The organism is Pseudomonas tructae, from assembly GCF_004214895.1.
Lineage (GTDB): Bacteria > Pseudomonadota > Gammaproteobacteria > Pseudomonadales > Pseudomonadaceae > Aquipseudomonas > Aquipseudomonas tructae.
Window position 1 is genome coordinate 3,524,313 of the sequence record NZ_CP035952.1, and the last position, 20,111, is coordinate 3,544,423.

The 20,111-nt window shown below is 64.9% G+C and carries 23 protein-coding genes; 20 read left to right on the forward strand and 3 right to left on the reverse strand.

Translation table 11 applies throughout. The features are described from left to right. Positions 1-3 precede the first annotated feature (3 nt). The 18 genes from EXN22_RS15795 to EXN22_RS15880 all read left to right on the forward strand — a co-directional run bounded on the left by EXN22_RS15795 (position 4) and on the right by EXN22_RS15880 (position 16,195). Positions 4-489 (forward strand): flavin reductase family protein, encoded by a 486-nt coding sequence (locus EXN22_RS15795; protein ID WP_130264949.1) that lies wholly within the window; start codon positions 4-6, stop codon positions 487-489. Positions 490-507: 18 nt separating this feature from the next. Continuing rightward, positions 508-897 carry a carboxymuconolactone decarboxylase family protein gene (locus EXN22_RS15800; RefSeq protein WP_130264950.1) on the forward strand — a complete coding sequence of 130 codons (390 nt, stop codon included), beginning with the start codon at positions 508-510 and terminating at the stop codon, positions 895-897. A gap of 44 nt (positions 898-941) precedes the next feature. Further along, positions 942-1,694 (forward strand): GntR family transcriptional regulator, encoded by a 753-nt coding sequence (locus tag EXN22_RS15805; RefSeq protein WP_130266838.1) that lies wholly within the window; start codon positions 942-944, stop codon positions 1,692-1,694. A gap of 2 nt (positions 1,695-1,696) precedes the next feature. Then, the gene (locus EXN22_RS15810; protein ID WP_130264951.1) at positions 1,697-2,260 is read left to right on the forward strand and encodes an NUDIX hydrolase; all 564 of its coding nucleotides are present in this window, start codon (positions 1,697-1,699) and stop codon (positions 2,258-2,260) included. 92 nt (positions 2,261-2,352) lie between these two features. Continuing rightward, on the forward strand, positions 2,353-3,024 hold the full coding sequence (locus tag EXN22_RS15815; protein WP_130264952.1) for a GntR family transcriptional regulator: 672 nt from the start codon (positions 2,353-2,355) through the stop codon (positions 3,022-3,024). Positions 3,025-3,229: 205 nt separating this feature from the next. Next, a complete protein-coding gene (locus tag EXN22_RS15820) occupies positions 3,230-4,162 on the forward strand; it encodes a 4-hydroxyproline epimerase (protein WP_130264953.1) in 933 nt (310 codons plus the stop codon). Then, positions 4,159-5,274, forward strand: coding sequence for an NAD(P)/FAD-dependent oxidoreductase (locus tag EXN22_RS15825; RefSeq protein WP_130264954.1), 1,116 nt, complete (start codon positions 4,159-4,161; stop codon positions 5,272-5,274). The genes EXN22_RS15820 and EXN22_RS15825 overlap by 4 nt, the downstream gene beginning before the upstream one ends. After that, positions 5,267-5,503 (forward strand): (2Fe-2S)-binding protein, encoded by a 237-nt coding sequence (locus tag EXN22_RS15830; protein ID WP_130264955.1) that lies wholly within the window; start codon positions 5,267-5,269, stop codon positions 5,501-5,503. Before EXN22_RS15825 ends, EXN22_RS15830 begins: the two co-directional genes overlap by 8 nt. Beyond that, the gene (locus EXN22_RS15835) at positions 5,500-6,756 is read left to right on the forward strand and encodes an NAD(P)/FAD-dependent oxidoreductase (protein WP_130264956.1); all 1,257 of its coding nucleotides are present in this window, start codon (positions 5,500-5,502) and stop codon (positions 6,754-6,756) included. The genes EXN22_RS15830 and EXN22_RS15835 overlap by 4 nt, the downstream gene beginning before the upstream one ends. Positions 6,757-6,812: 56 nt before the next feature. Beyond that, positions 6,813-7,562, forward strand: a complete 750-nt coding sequence (locus tag EXN22_RS15840; RefSeq protein ID WP_130264957.1) for an AraC family transcriptional regulator — start codon at positions 6,813-6,815, stop codon at positions 7,560-7,562. 241 nt (positions 7,563-7,803) lie between these two features. Beyond that, the gene (locus tag EXN22_RS15845) at positions 7,804-8,622 is read left to right on the forward strand and encodes an ABC transporter substrate-binding protein (RefSeq protein ID WP_130264958.1); all 819 of its coding nucleotides are present in this window, start codon (positions 7,804-7,806) and stop codon (positions 8,620-8,622) included. A 10-nt stretch (positions 8,623-8,632) separates the two neighbouring features. Further along, positions 8,633-10,348 carry a cis-3-hydroxy-L-proline dehydratase gene (gene lhpI / locus EXN22_RS15850; protein ID WP_130264959.1) on the forward strand — a complete coding sequence of 572 codons (1,716 nt, stop codon included), beginning with the start codon at positions 8,633-8,635 and terminating at the stop codon, positions 10,346-10,348. Next, positions 10,341-11,012 (forward strand): amino acid ABC transporter permease, encoded by a 672-nt coding sequence (locus EXN22_RS15855; protein ID WP_130264960.1) that lies wholly within the window; start codon positions 10,341-10,343, stop codon positions 11,010-11,012. The genes lhpI and EXN22_RS15855 overlap by 8 nt, the downstream gene beginning before the upstream one ends. 10 nt (positions 11,013-11,022) lie before the next feature. Next, positions 11,023-11,673, forward strand: coding sequence for an amino acid ABC transporter permease (locus EXN22_RS15860; RefSeq protein WP_130264961.1), 651 nt, complete (start codon positions 11,023-11,025; stop codon positions 11,671-11,673). Beyond that, positions 11,666-12,388 (forward strand): amino acid ABC transporter ATP-binding protein, encoded by a 723-nt coding sequence (locus EXN22_RS15865; RefSeq protein WP_130264962.1) that lies wholly within the window; start codon positions 11,666-11,668, stop codon positions 12,386-12,388. Before EXN22_RS15860 ends, EXN22_RS15865 begins: the two co-directional genes overlap by 8 nt. 98 nt (positions 12,389-12,486) lie before the next feature. Further along, complete coding sequence (locus EXN22_RS15870) at positions 12,487-13,515, forward strand: trans-3-hydroxy-L-proline dehydratase (RefSeq protein WP_130264963.1); 1,029 nt, start codon at positions 12,487-12,489, stop codon at positions 13,513-13,515. Between the two features lie 123 nt (positions 13,516-13,638). Continuing rightward, positions 13,639-14,556 carry a dihydrodipicolinate synthase family protein gene (locus tag EXN22_RS15875; RefSeq protein WP_130264964.1) on the forward strand — a complete coding sequence of 306 codons (918 nt, stop codon included), beginning with the start codon at positions 13,639-13,641 and terminating at the stop codon, positions 14,554-14,556. Positions 14,557-14,614: 58 nt separating this feature from the next. Next, on the forward strand, positions 14,615-16,195 hold the full coding sequence (locus EXN22_RS15880) for an aldehyde dehydrogenase (NADP(+)) (RefSeq protein ID WP_130264965.1): 1,581 nt from the start codon (positions 14,615-14,617) through the stop codon (positions 16,193-16,195). Positions 16,196-16,219: 24 nt separating this feature from the next. Here EXN22_RS15880 and EXN22_RS15885 read toward each other — a convergent pair whose 3' ends face one another. From EXN22_RS15885 to EXN22_RS15895, 3 genes are all read right to left on the reverse strand, one after another. Next, a complete protein-coding gene (locus tag EXN22_RS15885; protein ID WP_130264966.1) occupies positions 16,220-17,227 on the reverse strand; it encodes an Ldh family oxidoreductase in 1,008 nt (335 codons plus the stop codon). A gap of 105 nt (positions 17,228-17,332) precedes the next feature. Next, complete coding sequence (locus EXN22_RS15890; RefSeq protein WP_130264967.1) at positions 17,333-17,620, reverse strand: DUF1330 domain-containing protein; 288 nt, start codon at positions 17,618-17,620, stop codon at positions 17,333-17,335. A gap of 116 nt (positions 17,621-17,736) precedes the next feature. Continuing rightward, the gene (locus EXN22_RS15895; protein ID WP_130264968.1) at positions 17,737-17,925 is read right to left on the reverse strand and encodes a hypothetical protein; all 189 of its coding nucleotides are present in this window, start codon (positions 17,923-17,925) and stop codon (positions 17,737-17,739) included. A gap of 239 nt (positions 17,926-18,164) precedes the next feature. On the opposite strand from EXN22_RS15895, the gene EXN22_RS15900 reads away from it, so the two are divergent. Both EXN22_RS15900 and EXN22_RS15905 read left to right on the forward strand, forming a co-directional pair. Then, on the forward strand, positions 18,165-19,190 hold the full coding sequence (locus tag EXN22_RS15900) for a polyamine ABC transporter substrate-binding protein (RefSeq protein ID WP_130264969.1): 1,026 nt from the start codon (positions 18,165-18,167) through the stop codon (positions 19,188-19,190). After that, on the forward strand, positions 19,187-20,107 hold the full coding sequence (locus tag EXN22_RS15905) for an ABC transporter permease (RefSeq protein ID WP_130264970.1): 921 nt from the start codon (positions 19,187-19,189) through the stop codon (positions 20,105-20,107). The genes EXN22_RS15900 and EXN22_RS15905 overlap by 4 nt, the downstream gene beginning before the upstream one ends. The last annotated feature ends 4 nt before the right edge of the window (positions 20,108-20,111 follow it).

A 20,111-nucleotide genomic window follows, 5' to 3' on the forward strand; every position in this document is an offset into this window, starting at 1 on the left:
TCCATGATTGAACCTGGCATTTACAAAGACGTGATGGGCTCGTTTCCGTCCGGCGTCACCGTGGTCACCACCCTGGACGCCGACGGCGGCATCGTCGGCATCACCGCCAGCGCCTTCAGTGCGCTGTCGATCGATCCGGCGCTGGTGCTGTTCTGCCCCAACTACGCCTCCGACACCTACCCGGTGCTGCGTGACAGCAAGCAGTTCGCCATCCACCTGCTGGCCGCCGGGCAAACCGCCGAAGCCTATGCCTTCGCCGGCAAGGGCAAAGACAAGGCCAAGGGCATCGACTGGCACCTGAGCGCGCTGGGCAACCCGCTGCTGGGCAACGCCACGGCGATCATCGAGTGCGAGCTGTGGCGCGAGTACGACGGCGGCGACCACGCCATTATCGTCGGCGCGGTCAAACACCTGATCCTGCCCGAGCAACCGGCCACGCCGATGATCTATCACAAAGGCAAGCTCGGCGCCCTGCCGCCACTGGCCTGACTGATTGGGAGCACAGTGATGCACAACGACACGTACGAAAAAGGCCTGCAGATCCGCACCCAGGTGCTGGGCCAGGACTACGTCAACAGATCGATCGAGAACGCCGACGACTTCAACCGCCCCCTGCAGGAACTGGTCACCGAATACTGCTGGGGGCATGTCTGGGGCCGCGACGGGTTGTCGCTCAAGGAACGCAGCATGATCAACCTGGCGATGATTTCCGCGCTCAACCGCCCACACGAACTCAAGCTGCATATACGCGGCGCCTTGCGTAACGGTCTGAGTCGTGAGCAAATACGCGAAATCCTGCTTCAAGTCGGTATCTATTGCGGTGTGCCCGCAGCCGTGGACAGTTTCCGGCTGGCCCGCGAAGCCTTCGCCGAGGCCGACTCGGAGCCCACTCGATAACGACGGGCTGTGCAACCGCAACAGCCTTCAGCAGAGCACCGATGATGAAACGCCAGCCTCTCGACGACAGCTTCAAGGTCAACCGCAACCCCGTCACCCTGCGTGAAATCGTCCTCGACAAACTGCGCGGGGCGATCATGAGCTTCCAGCTGTTGCCCGGTGATCGCCTGGTCGAGCGCGACCTCTGCGAGCGTCTTGGCGTCAGCCGCACTTCGGTGCGCGAAGCCCTGCGCCACCTGGAGTCCGAAGGCCTGGTGGAGTTCGCCGACGCCAAGGGTCCGCGGGTGGCCATCATCACCCTCGAAGATGCCCGCGACATCTACGAGCTGCGCTGCGTGCTCGAAGGCCTGATCGTCCAGCTGTTCACCTTGAACGCCAAGGCCAAGGACATCCGCGCCCTGGAAAAGGCCCTGGAAGTGAATCGCAAGTCCCTGGAAGAAGGCGAGCTGCAGCAGGTGATCGACTCGGTACAGGGCTTCTACGATGTGCTGCTCGAAGGCTCGGGCAACCATGTTGCCGCAACCCAATTGCGTCAGTTGCAAGCGCGCATCAGCTACCTGCGGGCTACCTCGGTTTCCCAGGAAAACCGCCGCGGCGCCAGCAACCAGGAAATGGAAAAAATCGTCGCGGCGATCAAGAGCGGCGACCCGCTGGCCGCCCACCAGGCCTCGGTCGATCACGTGCGCGCCGCTGCCAAGGTGGCACTGGACTACCTGCGCCTGAAACAGAACGACAACAGCAAGGTGCGCGACATTGCCGCGCCCATTGCCCTCAAAGAACCCCGCATAGGCCGCTGACCATGCCCGCCGTCCCGCGTTACTGCCCGCATTGCACTGCCCAACTGCACCAGGGACGGCCCAGCGGCGACACTCATGAGCGCCTGCTGTGCAGCGCTTGCGGCTACATCCACTATGTGAACCCGAAGATCATCGCCGGCTGCATCATCGAGCAGGACGGCAAGTACCTGCTGTGCCAACGGGCGATCCCGCCACGCCCGGGTACCTGGACGTTGCCGGCGGGCTTCATGGAAAGCGGCGAGACGACCGAGCAGGCGGCGCTGCGCGAGCTGTGGGAAGAAAGCGGCGTACGCGGCGAGATCCTTTCACCCTACTCGATCTTCAGCGTGCCGAGCATCAGCGAGGTGTACATCATCTTTCGCACCAGCGCCCTGGAGATCACCGGCCAGTACGGGCCGGAAACCCTCGACTACCGCTTCTTCGCCCCCGAGGACATCCCTTGGGAGGAGATCTACTACCCGGCAATCCGGCAGATTCTCGAGCGCTACATCGAGGAACGACAAGCCGGGGTGTACGGGATCTACATGGGCAACGACGACACCGGCAAGGTGCATTTCATCCGTTAAACCCGTCCCACGGCTGTCCGTCGGCCAGGTGTGGCGCCGTGCCTGGATAGTTTCGTATACCATATCCAGAAATAACTTCGGACAATGCCACCGTGACCGTACCTCGCCTCAACGCCCCGGACCTGGGCAACACGCCTTCGACCTCGGAGATCATCACCCGTCACCTGCGCGATGCAATCATTGCCGGGCATTTCGCCGAAGACGAACCGATCCGCCAGGACGACATCGCCCGCCAGTTCAACGTCAGCAAGATCCCGGTGCGCGAAGCGCTCAAGCGCCTGGAGGCCGAAGGCCTGGTAATGTTCCAGCGCAATCGCGGGGCGATGGTCACGCGCCTGTCCGAAGCGGAGCTGGCGCAGATGTTCGAAGTGCGCATGTTGCTCGAGGACAAGGCCCTGCGCCTGGCCATCCCGAACATGACAGACGCGACCTTCGCCCGCGCCGAACGCATCTGCCAGGAGTTCGTCGGCGAGAACGACGTCGGCCGTTGGGCCGAGCTCAACTGGGAGTTGCATGCCTGCCTGTACGAACCTGCGCAGCGCCCGTTCCTGGTCAACATGATCCGCTCGGTGAACGACAAGCTGGAGCGCTACCTGCGCCTGCAGATGAGCCTGTCGGCCGGCAAGGAGCGCGCCGATCACGAACACCGCGACATCCTCGACGCCTGCCGGGCCCAGGATGTCGAGCGGGCGGTCCGGCTGCTTGATGAACACATTGCCGGCGTCTGCAAAACGCTCTTCGAGCATTTGCCTCCCACCAAATAATGGCAACCTGTGGGAGCGGGCTTGCCCCGCGATACGATGTGCCTGAAGGAATGCTATCGCGGGGCAAGCCCGCTCCCACAGCCCCCCACCCCCAGGTTTAGCCACTGTGCTGATTTCGTCATCGGTGTAGTCTAAAGGCATCAAGCCTGCCCAGCAGGGCACAGGCCACTCTGTCGTTCACTTCCCTGAACGGACGCGGCCTTCCATGAAACGCATTACCGTGATCGACTCCCATACCGGCGGCGAACCGACTCGCCTGGTCATCGACGGCTTCCCCGACCTTGGCAACGGCAGCATGGCCCAGCGCCGCCGGCGCCTGGCCGAGGAACACGATCAATGGCGCACGGCGTGCATGCTCGAGCCACGCGGCAGCGATGTGCTGGTCGGTGCGCTGCTGTGCCAGCCGCTGGACGCAAGCGCCTGCGCCGGGGTGATCTTCTTCAACAACAGCGGTTATCTGGGCATGTGCGGCCACGGCACCATCGGCCTGGTGGTATCGCTGGCACACCTGGGCCGGATCGGACCGGGCGTGCACAGCATCGAAACCCCGGTCGGCACCGTTCAAGCGACCCTGCATGAAGACCACTCGGTCAGCGTGCGCAATGTGCCGGCCTACCGCTACCGCAAGGACCTGGCACTGGAGGTGCCGGGCCTTGGCCGGGTGGTCGGCGATGTGGCCTGGGGCGGCAACTGGTTCTTCCTGGTTGCCGAGCACGGCCAGCGGGTCGCCGCTGACAACATCGAGGCACTGACGGCCTACAGCTATGCCGTGCAACAGGCGTTGGAGGACCAAGGCATCCGTGGCGAGGACGGCGGCCTGATCGACCATATCGAATTGTTCGCAGGTGACCCCGACGCCGACAGCCGCAATTTCGTGCTCTGCCCCGGCAAGGCCTACGACCGCTCGCCCTGCGGCACCGGCACCAGCGCCAAGCTCGCCTGCCTTGCCGCCGACGGCAAACTGCAGCCAGGGCAGACCTGGCGCCAGGCCAGCGTCATCGGCAGTACCTTCGACGGCTCGTTCGAGGCCGACGGCGAGCGGATCATCCCGACCATTCGCGGCCGCGCTCACATCAGCGCCGAGGCCACGCTGATTCTGCAAGAAGACGACCCGTTCACCTGGGGCATTCGCCCGTGAGCGGCACCGCCGTGGCCGATGTGATCGTGATCGGCGCCGGCATCATCGGCGCAGCCTGCGCGCAGGCGCTGGCCGCCCGTGGCCTGCGCGTACTGGTGCTCGATGCCGGGCTGCATGGCGCCACCGCCGCCGGCATGGGCCATTTGCTGGTGCTCGACGACAATCCTGCGGAGCTGGCACTGAGCCAATACTCACTGCAACGCTGGCGCGAACTGGCCCCGCGACTGCCAGAGGCCTGCGCCTACCGCAGTAACGGTACCTTGTGGCTTGCGGCCAACGCCGAAGAAATGGCCGTGGCCGAGCACAAATTCAACGTCCTGCAAGCCCATGGCGTCGACTGCCAGCTTATTGCCGGACGCGCCATGCGCCGGCGCGAACCGGCGTTGCGCGAGGGGCTCGAAGGCGGTCTGCTGATCAACGGCGACGGCATCCTCTATGCCCCGGCCACTGCCGGCTGGATGCTGGAAACAGCAGGGATCGATCAGCGTCGAGCGCGGGTCAGCGCAGTAGAGGGCAATCGCGTGCGCCTGGACAGCGGCCAGTGGCTGAGCGCCGAGGCGGTGGTGCTGGCCAACGGTATCCAGGCCGTTGACCTGTGCCCGGAGCTGCCCATCGAGCCGAAGAAAGGCCACCTGCTGATCACCGATCGCTACCCCGGCACCGTCACCCATACCCTGGTGGAGCTGGGCTACGTGACCAGCGCGCATAACGCCAGCGGCCCATCGACCGCGTGCAATATCCAGCCGCGCCCGACCGGCCAGCTGTTCATCGGCGCTTCACGCCAGTTCGGCACCACCGACCCGGCCGTGGAAGGCTGGATGCTTGCGCGCATGCTCAAGCGCGCGACCGAGTACATGCCGGACCTGGCCAACCTCAACGGCATCCGCGCCTGGACCGGCTTTCGTGCCGCCAGCCCCGATGGCCTGCCGCTGGTGGGCCGTCATCCGCACCAGGACGGCCTGTGGCTGGCGGTCGGCCACGAAGGCCTGGGGGTCACCACCGCCCCGGCCACCGCCGACCTGCTGAGCGCGCAACTGTTCGACCAGGCACCGCCGCTGGCGGCCAGCCCCTACCTGCCTGATCGCTTCCTTGGAGCACTCGCCCATGCCTGAGCTGACCCTCGATGGCCGCCCGTTGCACGTGGCTGCCGGCACCAGCGTCGCCGCCGCCCTCGCCCTGGGTGGCGATGGCTGCTCGCGCACCTCGGTCAGCGGCCAGCGCCGCACGCCGTTGTGCGGCATGGGTATTTGCCAGGAGTGCCGGGTGAGCATCGACGGCCGTCGGCGCCTGGCCTGCCAGACCCTGTGCCGCGATGGCATGCAGGTGCAGACCCGGCCATGAACGAACACGCCAACCTGCTGATCATTGGCGCCGGCCCCGCCGGGCTGAGCGCGGCCCTGGCCGCCGCGCCCAGGGCCGAACGCATCGTGCTGCTCGACGACAACCCACTGCCGGGCGGGCAGATCTGGCGCGACGGCCCCCAGGCCAAAGTGCCTGGCCAGGCGCGCCGGCTGCGCGAGCAGGTGCTCGCCTGCGCCAATGTGCACTGGCACAGCGGCACCCGGGTGATCGCCAACCCCGCTCCGAACACCCTGCTGCTGGAGAACGCCGAGCGCGGCTGGCAGATCCACTACGACTGCGTGATTCTCTGCACCGGCGCCCGCGAACTGCTGCTGCCCTTCCCCGGCTGGACGCTGCCTGGCGTGACCGGTGCCGGTGGCTTGCAGGCGCTGATCAAGGCCGGCCTGCCGGTGCGTGACCAAGGTATTGTCATCGCCGGCAGCGGCCCCTTGCTGCTGGCCAGTGCTGCCACTGCCAAAAACAATGGCGCCCGGGTACTGCGCATTGCCGAACAGGCCTCGTCTGCCGCCGTCGCCAGCTTCGCCGTACAGTTGCCGCGCTGGCCAGACAAGCTGCTGCAGTCGATCAGCCTGTTCGACCGCCAGTACCGTAGCGCCAGCCATGTACTGGCCGCCTTGGGCCGCGATCGGCTCGAAGGCGTGCGCCTGAAACAAAATGGCAAGGTGGTGGAAATCGCCTGCGATCGACTGGCCTGCGGCTTCGGCCTGATCCCCAACATCCAGCTCGCCCAGGCACTGGGCTGCGCCATAGAGCGACAGGCCGTTGCCGTCGATACCTGGCAGGCGACGTCGCAGCCTTGCGTTTACGCGGCAGGCGAATGCACCGGTTTCGGCGGCAGCGAGCGGGCCTTGGTTGAAGGTGCTATCGCAGGTCATGCTGCGGTCGGCAATCGCCAGGCGGCGCAGCGGCTGTGGCGCCGCCGCGCGCGCTGGCAGGGTTTTGCCAAGGCGCTGAACACGGCCTTCGCCCTGGACCCTGCGCTCAAGTCGCTGGCAACCGCCGACACCCTGGTGTGCCGCTGCGAAGACGTGCCCTATGCCGCCCTCGCCGGGCACAGCGACTGGCGCCAGGCCAAGCTGGCCAGCCGTTGCGGCATGGGTGCCTGCCAGGGCAGGATCTGCGGTGCGGCCACCGCGCACCTGTTCGGCTGGCAACCTTCGGCGCCGCGCCCGCCGTTCAGCCCGGCGCGGATCGACACCCTGCTGTGCCTGGAGCACACCCGCGACGCTTGAGGTAGGCACCGGGGGCGCCCTATGATCCGGACGGACGCCCCCGGGACCTTTGCGCCATGCACGCCACGCTCAACCACTTCGCGCCCTGCGATCTGCCGACCCTGCTCAGCAGCCTGCAACCCATCGCGCCGCTGCTCGACACGCTCAACGATGTGGTGTTCTTCATCAAGGACCGCGAGGCACGCTATGCCTTCGTCAACCAGACCCTGGCCCGGCGCTGCGGGCGCAAGCATTGCCAGGACCTGCTCGGGCTCACCGCCGAGCACGTCTTCCCCGCCCGCTTCGGCCCGCTCTATACCGAGCAGGACCGCCGCGTGCTCAGCAGCGGCCGGGAGCTGTCCGACCAGCTTGAACTGCACCTGTACTTCGGCAACCAGCCGATCTGGTGCCTGACCCACAAACGTGCGCTCAAGGATGCCGCCGGCAACATCGTCGGCCTCGCCGGTATCTCCCGCGACCTGCAACTGCCTCAGTCCAACCACCCGGCGTTTCACAAGCTGGCCGCAGTCGATGGGCATATCCGCACCCACTTCAGCCGCCCGATCAGCCTCGCCGAACTGACCGCCATCGCCGGGCTGTCGGTGGCGCAACTGGAGCGCCAGTGCAAGCGCATCTTCCAGCTCACGCCGCGGCAGATGATCCACAAGGCGCGGCTGGAAGAGGCTTCGCGCCTGCTGCAAGATCTCGACTTGCCGATTACCGACATTGCCCTGCGCTGCGGTTACACCGACCACAGTGCCTTCAGCCGGCAGTTTCGCGCCCTCACCGGGCTATCACCCAGCCAGTACCGCGACAGCCAGCGCTGAGTGTTCCCTTGGCGGGCGCTGCGCGCAGGCAGTGCTCCAATATGTAACACCTGCGCTGCGCCCATCGCGTAGCAGCCAAATCCCTCCTGACAATCTGCTTGTGCTTCAGGCGCCCTAGCTCACGGGCTGAAGGATTATTCCTGCGCCCCCCAAAAAACAGGCACGGGCGTTGCACATAAAATATCGTATACGAAATTACCAATACGATATCCAACAGCACTCACCCGACCACGAGGCACCTATGAAAAACCGCACATTTGCCGTAGCCCTCAGCGCTGTTCTCAGTACCACCTGCATTGCCAACGCCCAGGCCGACAAGCTCGACGACATCATCGGTTCAGGCAAGCTGCGTTGCGCCGTGACCCTGGACTTCCCACCCATGGGCTTTCGCGATGCCGCCAACAAACCCGCAGGCTTCGACGTCGATTACTGCAGCGACCTGGCGAAGGTGCTGGGGGTCGAGCCCGAAGTGGTCGAAACGCCCTTCCCCGACCGCATCCCGGCGCTGGTCTCAGGCCGCGCCGACGTGATCGTGGCGTCTACCTCCGACACCCTTGAGCGGGCCAAGACCGTCGGCCTGACCGTGCCCTACTTCGCCTTCCAGATGGTAGTGCTGACCCGCGACAACACCGGCATCAACAGTTTCGACGACCTCAAGGGCAAAGCCCTGGGCAACACCAGCGGCACCTATGAAGCCATTGCCCTGGAAAAAGATGTAAAAAACTGGGGCAGCGGCACCTTCCGCGCCTACCAGTCGCAGAACGACACCCTGCTGGCGGTCGCCCAGGGGCACATCGACGCCACCGTGGTCACCAACACCGTCGCCGCAGCCACCCTCAAATCCGGCAAGTACAAGAACCTCAAGGTCGCCGGCAATGCCCCCTACGTGATCGACTACGTATCGCTGGGCGCCAAGCGCAACGAGTATGGCCTGTTGCGCTACCTGGACCTGTTCGTCAACCAGCAGGTGCGCACCGGACGCTACAACGAACTGTTCACCAAGTGGGTGGGCACTGAAATCGCCCCGACCGACCTGACCGTGCCAAAGGTCTACTACTGAGGTGGGCAGCATGACCAGCACACCCATCCCCCTGACCGGGCGCAGCCTGGTCGAGGGCGCGGCCGAGGGCCCCTTGCTGTTCGCCGATACCGGGCTGAGCTTCTGGGGCGGGGTCGACCCCGCAAGTGGCGAAGTCATTGACCGTCATCATCCCCTGAGCGGCCAGTGCATCGCCGGGCGCGTGCTGGCCATCCCCAGCGGGCGCGGCTCGTGCACCGGCAGCAGCGTGATGATGGAACTGATCAGCAACGGCCACGCACCGGCAGCACTGGTACTGGCCGAACCCGATGAGATCCTGACCCTCGGTGTGCTGGTTGCGCAACGCCTGTTCGGGCGTTCCCTGCCGGTGCTGTGCATCGGCAGGGAAGCCTTCGCCGGTTTGCGCGGCGCAGGTCTTGTGCGGGTCGAGGGCCAGCGTACTTACACAACGGCGCTGAGCCTGAGCGATCAGGATCAGGCGCTGCTCGACGGTGCCCACGGCAAGGCGGCGCAGATAGCGATGCAGATCGTCCTGCGCATGGCCGAGCTGCAAGGCGCCGAGCAGTTGCTCGACGTGACCCAGGCGCACATCGACGGCTGCATCTACACCGGCCCCGCCAGCCTGCGCTTTGCCGAGCAACTGGTGCAATGGGGCGCCAAGGTACGGGTGCCGACCACCCTCAATGCCATCTCGGTCGACCAGCGGCGCTGGCGCGAGCTGGGCATCGATCCTGCGCTGGGCGAGCCGGCCAGCGCCCTGGGCGATGCCTACATGGCCATGGGTGCGCAGATGAGTTTCACCTGCGCGCCGTACCTGCTCGATAGCGCGCCGAGCCAAGGCGAGCAGATCGTCTGGGCCGAATCCAACGCTGTGGTGTACGCCAACAGCGTACTGGGTGCGCGCACGCTCAAGTACCCCGACTACCTGGATATCTGCATTGCCCTGACCGGCCGTGCACCGCGCATTGGCTGCCACCTGGACAGCCAGCGCAAGGCGCAACTGATCGTCGAGGTGCCTGCCCTGAAGCCGCTCGACGACAGCTTCTACCCACTGCTGGGCTACCACATCGGCGCCCTGGCCGGTTCGCGGATTCCCCTGGTGTACGGGCTGGAACAGGCGCAACCGAGCCTGGATGACCTCAAGGCCTTCGGCGCCGCCTTTGCCACCACCTCGGCCGCGCCGCTGTTTCATATTGCCGGGGTCACCCCAGAAGCGCTGGACCCGGCGCAGGTGCTTGAGCCCGGTGCAATCCTGCCCACCGAACACCTGCATCCGGCCGACCTGCTGCACAGCTGGCGCGAGCTCAACAGCGCTCGTGAGTCGCAGGTGGACGTGGTGTCACTGGGCAACCCGCATTTCTCTTTCAGCGAATTCGCCGCACTCGCGCAGCTGTGCCAGGGCCGGCGCAAACACCCGGACGTGGTCGTGGCCATCACTTGCGGTCGAACGGTGCTCGAACAGGCCCGCGCCGCCGGCCACATCACGGTGCTCGAACACTTCGGCGTGACCCTGGTGACCGACACCTGCTGGTGCATGCTCGGTGAGCCGGTAATTCCGCCTGCAGCGCGCACGCTGATGACCAATTCGGGCAAATATGCCCACTACGGGCCGGGCCTGGCCGGCCGGCCGGTGCATTTCGCCAGCCTCGCCGAATGCGTCGAGTCGGCCTGCAGCGGCCAGGCCAGCGGCCGCTTGCCGGCCTGGCTGCGACCTGCCGCGAGCAAGGAGGACCGGGCCCATGTTTGACTTCGACTACACCTTCCAGTGGCGCTCGGCACTGCGCGCCCTGCCCGACATGCTCGCCGGCGCCTGGGTCACTTTCGAGACCGCCGCGCTGTCGATGATCTTCGGGGTATTGATTGCCCTGGCCCTGACCGTCATGCGCGAAGGCAAGCAACCGCTGCTGCGCGGCGTTGCCAATGGCTGGGTGTCGATCGCGCGCAACACGCCCTCGCTGTTCCAGATCTACATCCTCTACTTCGGCCTGGGCTCCCTGGGCCTGCATGTCAGTTCCTGGGTCGCCTTGCTGGCGGGCATCACCTTCAACAACGCAGGGTACCTGGCGGAGAACTTTCGCGGCGGCCTCAAGGCCGTACCGACCACGCAAATGCGCGCAGCGCGCTCGCTGGGCATGAGCGCCTTTCAGACCTACCGGATGATCGTCATCCCGCAACTGCTGCGGGTGGTGTTCTATCCCCTGACCAACCAGATGGTCTGGGCAGTGCTGATGACCTCGCTGGGGGTGATCGTCGGCCTTAACAACGACCTCACCGGCGTAACCCAGGACTACAACGTCAAGACCTTCCGCACCTTCGAATACTTCGCCCTGGCGGCGGCGCTGTACTACGTGATTGCCAAGGCAATCGTCGCGCTGGCCCGGCTGATGGCCTGGCGGCTGTTCCGTTACTGAGGAGCTCGGCATGTTTTCCACCGGTTTTACCTGGAACGACTTGGTGTTCCTGCTCGACGGGGCACGCATCACCTTGCAGTTGACCTTCTGGGCCATCCTGCTGGGTACCTTCGCCGGGCTGCTGTTCGGCCTGGCCCGCGCCCTGTGGCCACGGTTGAGCTTGCCGCTGGCGTGGTTGCTGGATGTGTTTCGCAGCGTGCCGCTGCTGATCCAGTTCGTACTGTTCAACTCGTTCAAGAGCATCGTCGGCCTCGACATCAGCGCCTTCAGCGTCGGCTGCATCGTGCTGGGGGTCTACACCGCCGCGTACTTCACCGAGATCGTCCGTGGTGGTGTGCTGGCGGTATCGCTGAGCGTGCGCCGGGCCAGCCGCTCGCTGGGCATGAGCTACCTGCAGGATCTGCGCTGGATTGTCCTGCCGATGGCCACCCGGGTGGCGTTTCCCGGATGGCTTAACCTGGTCCTGGGGGTGATGAAAGACACCGCGCTGGTGATGTGGATCGGCATCGTCGAACTGCTGCGCGCCTCGCAGACCATCGTTACACGGATTCAGGAACCCCTGCTGGTGCTGTGCATCGCAGGCCTCATCTACTACGTCATGAGCCTGGTGGTTGCCCGTCTGGGCGCCCGTCTGGAAAGAAGGTGGCAGGAAAATGATTGAGATCCAGAACGTACACAAATCCTTCGGCGACCTCGAGGTGGTCAAGGGCGTGAGCCTGACCGTGGACAAGGGCGAGGTGGTGTCGATCATCGGCGGCTCGGGTTCGGGCAAGTCGACCTTGCTGATGTGCATTAACGGCCTGGAGCCGATCCAGAAAGGCAACATCCGCGTCGACGGCGTCGAGGTCCACCACCACGCCACCGACCTGAACCGCCTGCGCCAGAAGATCGGCATCGTCTTCCAGCAGTGGAACGCCTTCCCGCACCTGACGGTGCTGGAAAACGTCATGCTCGCGCCACGCAAGGTGCTGGGCAAGAGCAAGCAGGACGCCGAGGCACTGGCGGTCAAGCAACTGACCCACGTGGGCCTGGGCGACAAGCTCAAGACCTTCCCCGGCAAGTTGTCCGGCGGGCAGCAGCAGCGCATGGCGATTGCCCGGGCGCTGGCGATGTCGCCGGACTACATGCTGTTCGACGAAGCCACCTCGGCCCTCGACCCGCAACTGGTGGGCGAGGTGCTCGACACCATGCGCATGCTGGCCGAGGACGGCATGACCATGGTCCTGGTGACCCACGAGATCCGTTTTGCCCGGGATGTGTCGGACCGGGTGGCGTTCTTTCGCAATGGCCTGGTGCACGAAATCGGCTCGCCGGACCAAGTCATCGGCAACCCGTTGCAGCCGGAGACGGCGGCGTTCTTGAAGTCGGTGAAATAGAAGCATCGCGGGGCAAGCCCGCTCCCACACCACTATCCCTGTGGGAGCGGGCTTGCCCCGCGATAAGGCCCTCCCGTACAACACAAGGAGTCCTGTAAATGCGCTCATCGAAAATCATCCACATCGTCAACTGCCACGCCGAAGGCGAAGTCGGCGACGTCATCGTCGGCGGTGTTGCCCCGCCACCCGGCGCCAGCGTCTGGGAGCAGTCGCGCTGGATCGCCCGCGACCAGAGCCTGCGCAACCTGGTCCTCAACGAACCGCGCGGCGGCGTGTTCCGCCACGTCAACCTGCTGGTCCCGGCCAAGGATCCGCGCGCGCAAATGGCCTGGATCATCATGGAGCCGGCCGACACCCCGCCGATGTCCGGTTCCAACTCGCTGTGCGTGTCGACGGTGCTGCTCGACAGCGGCATCCTGCCGATGACCGAGCCTGAAACGCACCTGGTGCTCGAGGCCCCCGGCGGCCTGATCGAAGCCGTCGCCCACTGCCGCGACGGCAAAGTACAGCGGGTGCAGGTAAAGAACGTGCCGTCCTTCGCCGACCGCCTCGACACCTGGATCGAGGTCGAAGGCCATGGCTCGCTGCAGGTCGACACGGCCTATGGCGGCGACAGCTTCGTCATTGCCGATGCCCGTCAGCTGGGCTTTGCCATACGCCCCGACGAAGCCCGGGATATCGTCGAGATGGGCCTTAAGATCACCCGCGCCGCCAATGAACAACTGGGTTTCCGCCACCCGCTGAACCCGGACTGGGCACACATTTCCTTCTGCCAGATCGCAGCGCCCATCGAGTACCAGGACGGCGTCGCCAGCGCCGCCAATGCCGTGGTCATCCGCCCCGGCAAGATCGACCGCTCGCCCTGCGGCACCGGCTGCTCGGCGCGCATGGCGGTGCTGCAGGCCAAAGGTCTGATGAAGGCCGGCGATCGCTTCATCGGCCGTTCGATCATCGGTTCGCAGTTCGACTGCCACATCGAATCGCTCACCGAAATCGCCGGGCGCCCGGCCATCTACCCGTGCATTTCCGGCCGTGCATGGATCACCGGCACTCAGCAACTGCTGCTCGACCCGAGTGATCCCTGGCCACAGGGCTACCGGTTGTCGGACACCTGGCCCGGCGCCTGAAGCCTAACCTGTTGATTTAAAAACACCCTTGAAACCGATCAGTGTCAAACATGAAAAAGCACTGGTCCTGAATACACACTTCAAATATCGTATACGAAATACAATAAACCACCGGAGAACACCATGAGCAAGCACGTAAACTGGAGCGGCGTCTTCCCTGCAGTCACCACTCAATTCAACGACGACTTCTCGATCAACCTGGAAAAGACCCACCAGGTCATTTCCAACGTGATCCGCGACGGCGTCTCGGGCCTGGTGGTCTGTGGCTCGGTGGGCGAGAACACCTCGCTGAGCGCCGACGAGAAAATCGCCGTCACCGAGGTCGCCGTCGATGCCTCCCGCGGCCGGGTACCGGTGATCTGCGGCGTAGCCGAGTTCACCAGCGTACAGGCCGCCAAGGTGGCCAACGCGGTGCGCCAGGTCGGCGTCGATGGCGTGATGCTCATGCCGGCGCTGGTCTACGGTTCCAAGCCGTTCGAGACCGCCGAGCACTACCGCTACGTGGCCAAGCACACTGACGTGCCGCTGATGGTCTACAACAACCCGCCGATCTACAAAAACGACGTCACCCCGGACATCCTGATTTCCCTGGCCGACTGCGACAACGTGGTGTGCTTCAAGGACTCCTCCGGCGACACCCGGCGTTTTATCGATGTGCGCAATCAAGTGGGTGACCGCTTCATCCTGTTCGCAGGCCTGGACGACGTGGTGCTGGAGAGCATCGCAGTCGGCGCCCAGGGCTGGGTCTCGGGCATGTCCAACGTGTTCCCCAAAGAAGGCGAGACGATCTTCCGCCTGGCCAAAGCCGGTCGCTTTGCCGAGGCCATGCCGATCTACGAATGGTTGATGCCGATCCTGCACCTGGACGCGCGTGCGGACCTGGTGCAGTGCATCAAGCTGTGCGAAGCCATCGCCGGTCGCGGCAGCGCGCTGACTCGTCCGCCACGCCTGGCCCTGCCGGAGAGTGATCGGCTCTACGTCGAGCAGATCATGGCCAAGGCCCTGGCCAACCGTCCGCATCTGCCGGATGTCGGCCTCTGAGTGTCGGCGCGCCAGTGCAGTGCGCTGGCCTGACCCCACCCTTTTTCCGGAGTGTTCCATGACGGCTATCATCGGCCACAATTACATCGGCGGCGCGCGCAGCGCCGCTGGCACTGTCACCCTGCAAAGCCATGCGGCAAGCGGTGGTGAAGCCCTGCCTTATCGCTTCCATCAAGCCACGCCCGAGGAGGTGGACGCCGCCGCTCGCGCAGCACAACAGGCGTACCCGGCGTTTCGCAGTGTGGCACCAGGGCGGCGCGCGCAATTTCTCGAAGCCATCGCCGCACAACTGGACGCCCTCGGGGATGACTTCGTCCAGTTGGTGACCTGCGAAACGGCGCTGCCCACTGCGCGCATCCTGGGTGAGCGTGGCCGCACCAGTGGACAGATGCGCCTGTTTGCCCAGGTGCTGCGCCGGGGGGATTGCCTCGGTGCGCGGATCGACCGCGCCCAACCCGATCGGCAACCGCTGCCACGCGCCGACCTGCGTCAGTATCGCCTGGGTGTTGGCCCGGTCGCGGTGTTCGGTGCCAGCAACTTTCCGCTGGCCTTTTCCACCGCCGGCGGCGACACCGCTGCCGCACTGGCCGCCGGCTGCCCGGTGGTGTTCAAGGCCCATAGCGGCCACATGGCCACGGCCGAACGGGTCGCCGACGCGATCATCCGCGCCGCCGAACTCACCGGCATGCCCAAGGGCGTGTTCAACATGATTTACGGCGCCGGCGTCGGCGAAGCGCTGGTCAAGCACCCGGCGATCCAGGCCGTGGGCTTTACCGGTTCGCTCAAGGGCGGCCGTGCGCTGTGTGACATGGCGGCCGCGCGGGCACAACCGATCCCGGTGTTCGCCGAGATGAGCAGCATCAACCCGGTGCTGGTACTGCCCCAGGCCCTGGCCAAGCGTGGCGAGCAGATCGCCGGCGAACTGGCCGCTTCGGTGGTGCTCGGTGGCGGGCAGTTCTGTACCAACCCGGGGCTGGTCATCGGCCTGCGCGCGCCCGCGTTCAGCAGCTTCACCGAGCAACTGGCGGCGCAACTGGCCGAACAACCGGCGCAGACCCTGCTCAACAGCGGCACCCTCGCCAGTTACCGCAAGGGCGTCGAGGCGTTGCTTGTACATCCGCGCATCCGCCACCTGGCGGGCCATGCGCACCAGGGCAATCAGGCCCAACCGCAGTTGTTCAAGGCCGATGCGGCGCTGTTGATCGAGGGTGATCCACTGTTGCAGGAAGAAGTCTTCGGCCCTGCCACCATACTGGTCGAAGTGGCCGATGTCGGTGAATTGCATCAAGCCCTGAACGGCTTGCACGGCCAGCTCACCGCGACGCTGATTGGCGAAGCGGCGGATCTGCAAGAGCATGCCGAGTTACTACCGCTGCTGGAACAGAAAGTCGGCCGCGTGCTGTTCAACGGCTACCCCACCGGCGTCGAAGTCTGTGATGCGATGGTGCATGGCGGGCCCTACCCGGCCACCTCGGATGCCCGTGGCACCTCGGTCGGCAGCCTGGCCATCGAGCGCTTCCTGCGCCCGGTGTGTTACCAGAACTGCCCGGATGCGCTGTTGCCTGAAGCCTTGCAGAACGCCAACCCCTTGGGCATCGCCCGCCTGGTCGACGGCCAGAGCAGCCGCGCCGCGCTGTAGAACAGGACTTGCTCCCACAGGGGGTCAGGCCAGCAGTGCCTTGAGGTCGTTGTACAAGGCTTCTGGTATCTCTACCCCCTCCTCCACGCTGCGCGCGCGTGCTGCATAGCGCCGCTGCGACGGCAACCGCGCGCCCTGCCCCTCAATACTTGCAAACACATTTTCAGCGCGGGCCAGGTGCAGATCGGCGGCATCACCCAGAAACTTGCGCGGGTCCAGGGCAATCAGCAGCTCGCCATGGTAAGGCGAGGCTTTGCTGCCGCCGGCATGGGCCAGGGATTCGGCGCTGGTCAGGTCGCCAATCAAGGGGCCTGCGATCAATTCGACCATCGCCGCCAGCGCCGAGCCCTTGTGCCCGCCAAAGGTCAACATCGCACCACGGTCCAGAACCACATTGGGGTCAGTGCTGGGCTGGCCGTGCTCGTCGACGCCCCAACCTTGGGGAATGGCCTTGCCCGCACGCCGGTGCAGTTCGATGTCGCCCCGGGCGATGGCGCTGGTGGCGAAGTCGAATACGTATGGATGCTGGCCGGCCCGCGGCCAGCCAAAGGCGATCGGGTTGGTGCCGAACACCGGCCGGTGCCCGCCAGCTGGCGCAACCCAGGCATGGCTGGGGGTGAACGCCAGGGCCACCAGGCCGGCTTCGGCCAGTTGTTCGATCTCCACCCACAATGCGGAAAAGTGCACACAATGGTTGATCGCCAGGGCAGCGATACCGTTGCTGCGGGCCTTGGCTTGCAACAACGGCAAGCCGGCCTGGAACGCCAGCTGGGAGAACCCGCCACCGGCGTCGACACGGACGATCGAGGGCGCCTGGTCAATCACTTGCGGGCGGGCATCGGCGACCACCTTGCCAGCCTTGAGCGAACTGACGCAGCCCAGTACCCGGTACAGGCCATGGGAGGCGCAGCCATCACGTTCACCGGCGACGATGGTATCGCTCACCGCCTGGGCGTGGTCGGCGCAAAAGCCGTTGTGCAAGAGGATTGAATACGCCAGCGTATGAGCTTCGGACAGGGTCAGGCGGGTCATGGTCATCTCCTTGGGCAGACTGTCCAGCCTGCCCTAAACCCGCTGGCGCCGACTTGATCGCTTTAGCCCCGTGCGATGACGAACTCGGCATAGCCGCACAGTCCCTCATAACCCCTCGACAATAATCACCTCGGCCCTGGCCACCCCGTGCCTGAATACACACGCCTGCTGATATGCATCCGACCGGTAGCACGCCAGCGCCTGTTCGTAGGATTCGAACTCGATCACCACACTGCGCTGGGGCGTCAGCCTGCCTTCCATGGCCTCGCTGCGCCCACCACGGGCCAGCAACTTGCCACCAAAGGTGGCAAATGCCGCCGGCGCCCGCTGGGTGTACTGCTGATACTGCTCCGGGTCGCTGACATCGACATGGGCAATCCAGTAAGCCTTCATTGCACGCTCTCCATCCAGACTTATTGGTATTACGGTATACCAATATGGAGCATTCAGCACTGCCTTTTTGGGGGCAGTCCAGTCTGTGGGAGCGGGCTTGCCCCGCGATCCCCGGCCTATACATCTGCCTCAGGGAAGTTACGGCAACTCTTGCGCTCGGCCAGCTCCTTGTCACTTGGGCGCTGGTCGACAAATACGGCATGGCCATCCTTGTAGATCTCCAGATAGCCCCACTCCAGATCCTGTTCGTGCTGGCCCGGCTTGGGCGGGTTACGCCACCAGGGCTCGCGACTGATCAACTCCATGGCAATGGCTCCCGCGCAAAAACATGACTTCACTATAGACGGTCGACCGCGAAGGCTCTGCTGCGGGCATCCGCGTCCCGCCCCCGGTGCCGGGTGATAGCCGGTAGCCTGCAGGCCCTTGTCAAAATCTTGGAATACCATAATATGATATCCCGTAGACCTAGAAATCTGCTGATGCTCCCCACTACAAGGCGGGCAGTGCCAAGCCCGCTCAAAACACAAGAAACGAGGGCGTACCCATGCTGTTTTCCAAACGCGCAAGCGCAGTGCTGGCTGCCAGCCTGCTGACATTGACCTGCCAGGCCGCCCTGGCCGCCGACAGCCTGAATTTCGTCAGTTGGGGCGGCACCACCCAGGATGCGCAGAAGCAGGCCTGGGCCGAGCCATTCAGCGCCAGCAGCAAGATCCGCGTGGTCCAGGACGGTCCTACCGACTACGGCAAGCTCAAGGCCATGGTCGAAAGCGGCAACGTGCAGTGGGATGTGGTCGATGTCGAAGCGGATTTCGCCCTGCGCGCAGCCAGCGAAGGCCTGCTTGAGCCATTGGACTTCAACAGCATCAAGCGTGATCGCCTCGACCCGCGTTTCGTCTCCGATCACGGCGTCGGCTCGTTCTTCTTCTCCTTCGTCCTCGGCTACAACGAAGGCAAGCTTGGCGCCAACAAGCCCCAGGACTGGAGCGCGCTGTTCGACACCAAGGCCTACCCCGGCAAACGCGCCCTGTACAAATGGCCGAGCCCCGGCGTGCTCGAGCTGGCCCTGCTGGCCGACGGCGTCGCTGCCGACAAGCTCTACCCGCTGGACCTGGACCGCGCCTTCAAGAAACTCGACACCATCAAGCAGGACATCGTCTGGTGGGGCGGCGGCGCGCAGTCGCAGCAGCTGCTGGCCTCAGGCGAAGCAAGCCTGGGCCAGTTCTGGAACGGCCGGGTCTACGCCCTGCAGCAAGATGGCGCGCCGGTCGGCGTGAGCTGGAAGCAGAACCTGGTCATGGCTGACTTCCTGGTCATCCCCAAAGGTGCGAAAAACAAGGACGCGGCCATGAAGTTCCTGGCCAACGCCAGCGGCGCCCAGGGCCAGGCCGACTTTGCCAACCTCACCGCTTATGCGCCGGTCAACCTCGACAGCATCAGCCTGCTCAAGCCTGAGCTCGCGCCCAACCTGCCGACCGCCTACGCTCAGGATCAGGTGACCCTCGATTTCGCCTACTGGGCCAAGAACGGCCAGGCAATCGCCACCCGCTGGAATGAGTGGCTGGTCAAATGAAAGTCGCCATCAATGCCCTGCAAACCCCGTCCGGCGCCGCAGCCGGCGCCAAGGGAGCTGCGATGAAGCACTCGCCGCCACTGCGTGCACGCTGGCGCGGCAGCCGCAACCTGCTGCCGGCCCTGTTGTTCCTTGGCCTGTTCTTTTTTGCGCCACTGATCGGCCTGCTGCTGCGCGGTGTACTCGAACCCGTTCCGGGCCTGGGCAACTACGAGCAACTGTTCGCCAACTCGGCCTACGCCCGGGTGCTGTTCAACACCTTTTCGGTGGCCGGGCTGGTTACCCTGATCAGCGTGCTGCTGGGCTTTCCCCTGGCCTGGGCGATCACCCTGGTGCCACGTGGCTGGGGCCGCTGGCTGCTGAACATCGTGCTGCTGTCGATGTGGACCAGCCTGCTCGCCCGCACCTACTCCTGGCTGGTGCTACTGCAGGCTTCCGGGGTGATCAACAAGGCGTTGCTGGCCATCGGCATCATCGATGCGCCGCTGGAAATGGTGCACAACCTCACCGGCGTAGTGATCGGCATGAGCTACATCATGATCCCGTTCATCGTCCTGCCCCTGCAGGCGACCATGCAGGCGATCGATCCGATGGTGCTGCAGGCCGGCTCCATCTGCGGTGCCAGCCCCTGGACCAACTTCTTCAAGGTGTTCCTGCCGCTGTGCCGGTCCGGGCTGTTTTCCGGGGCACTGATGGTGTTCGTCATGTCCCTGGGGTACTACGTGACCCCGGCGCTGCTCGGTGGCGCGCAGAACATGATGCTGCCCGAGTTCATCGTCCAGCAGGTGCAGTCGTTCCTCAACTGGGGCCTGGCCAGTGCCGCCGCCGCGTTGCTGATCGCCATCACCCTGGTGCTGTTCTACTTCTACTTGAAGCTGCAACCGGAATCCCCGGTCGGCAACAGTAACGCGAGGTAAGCCA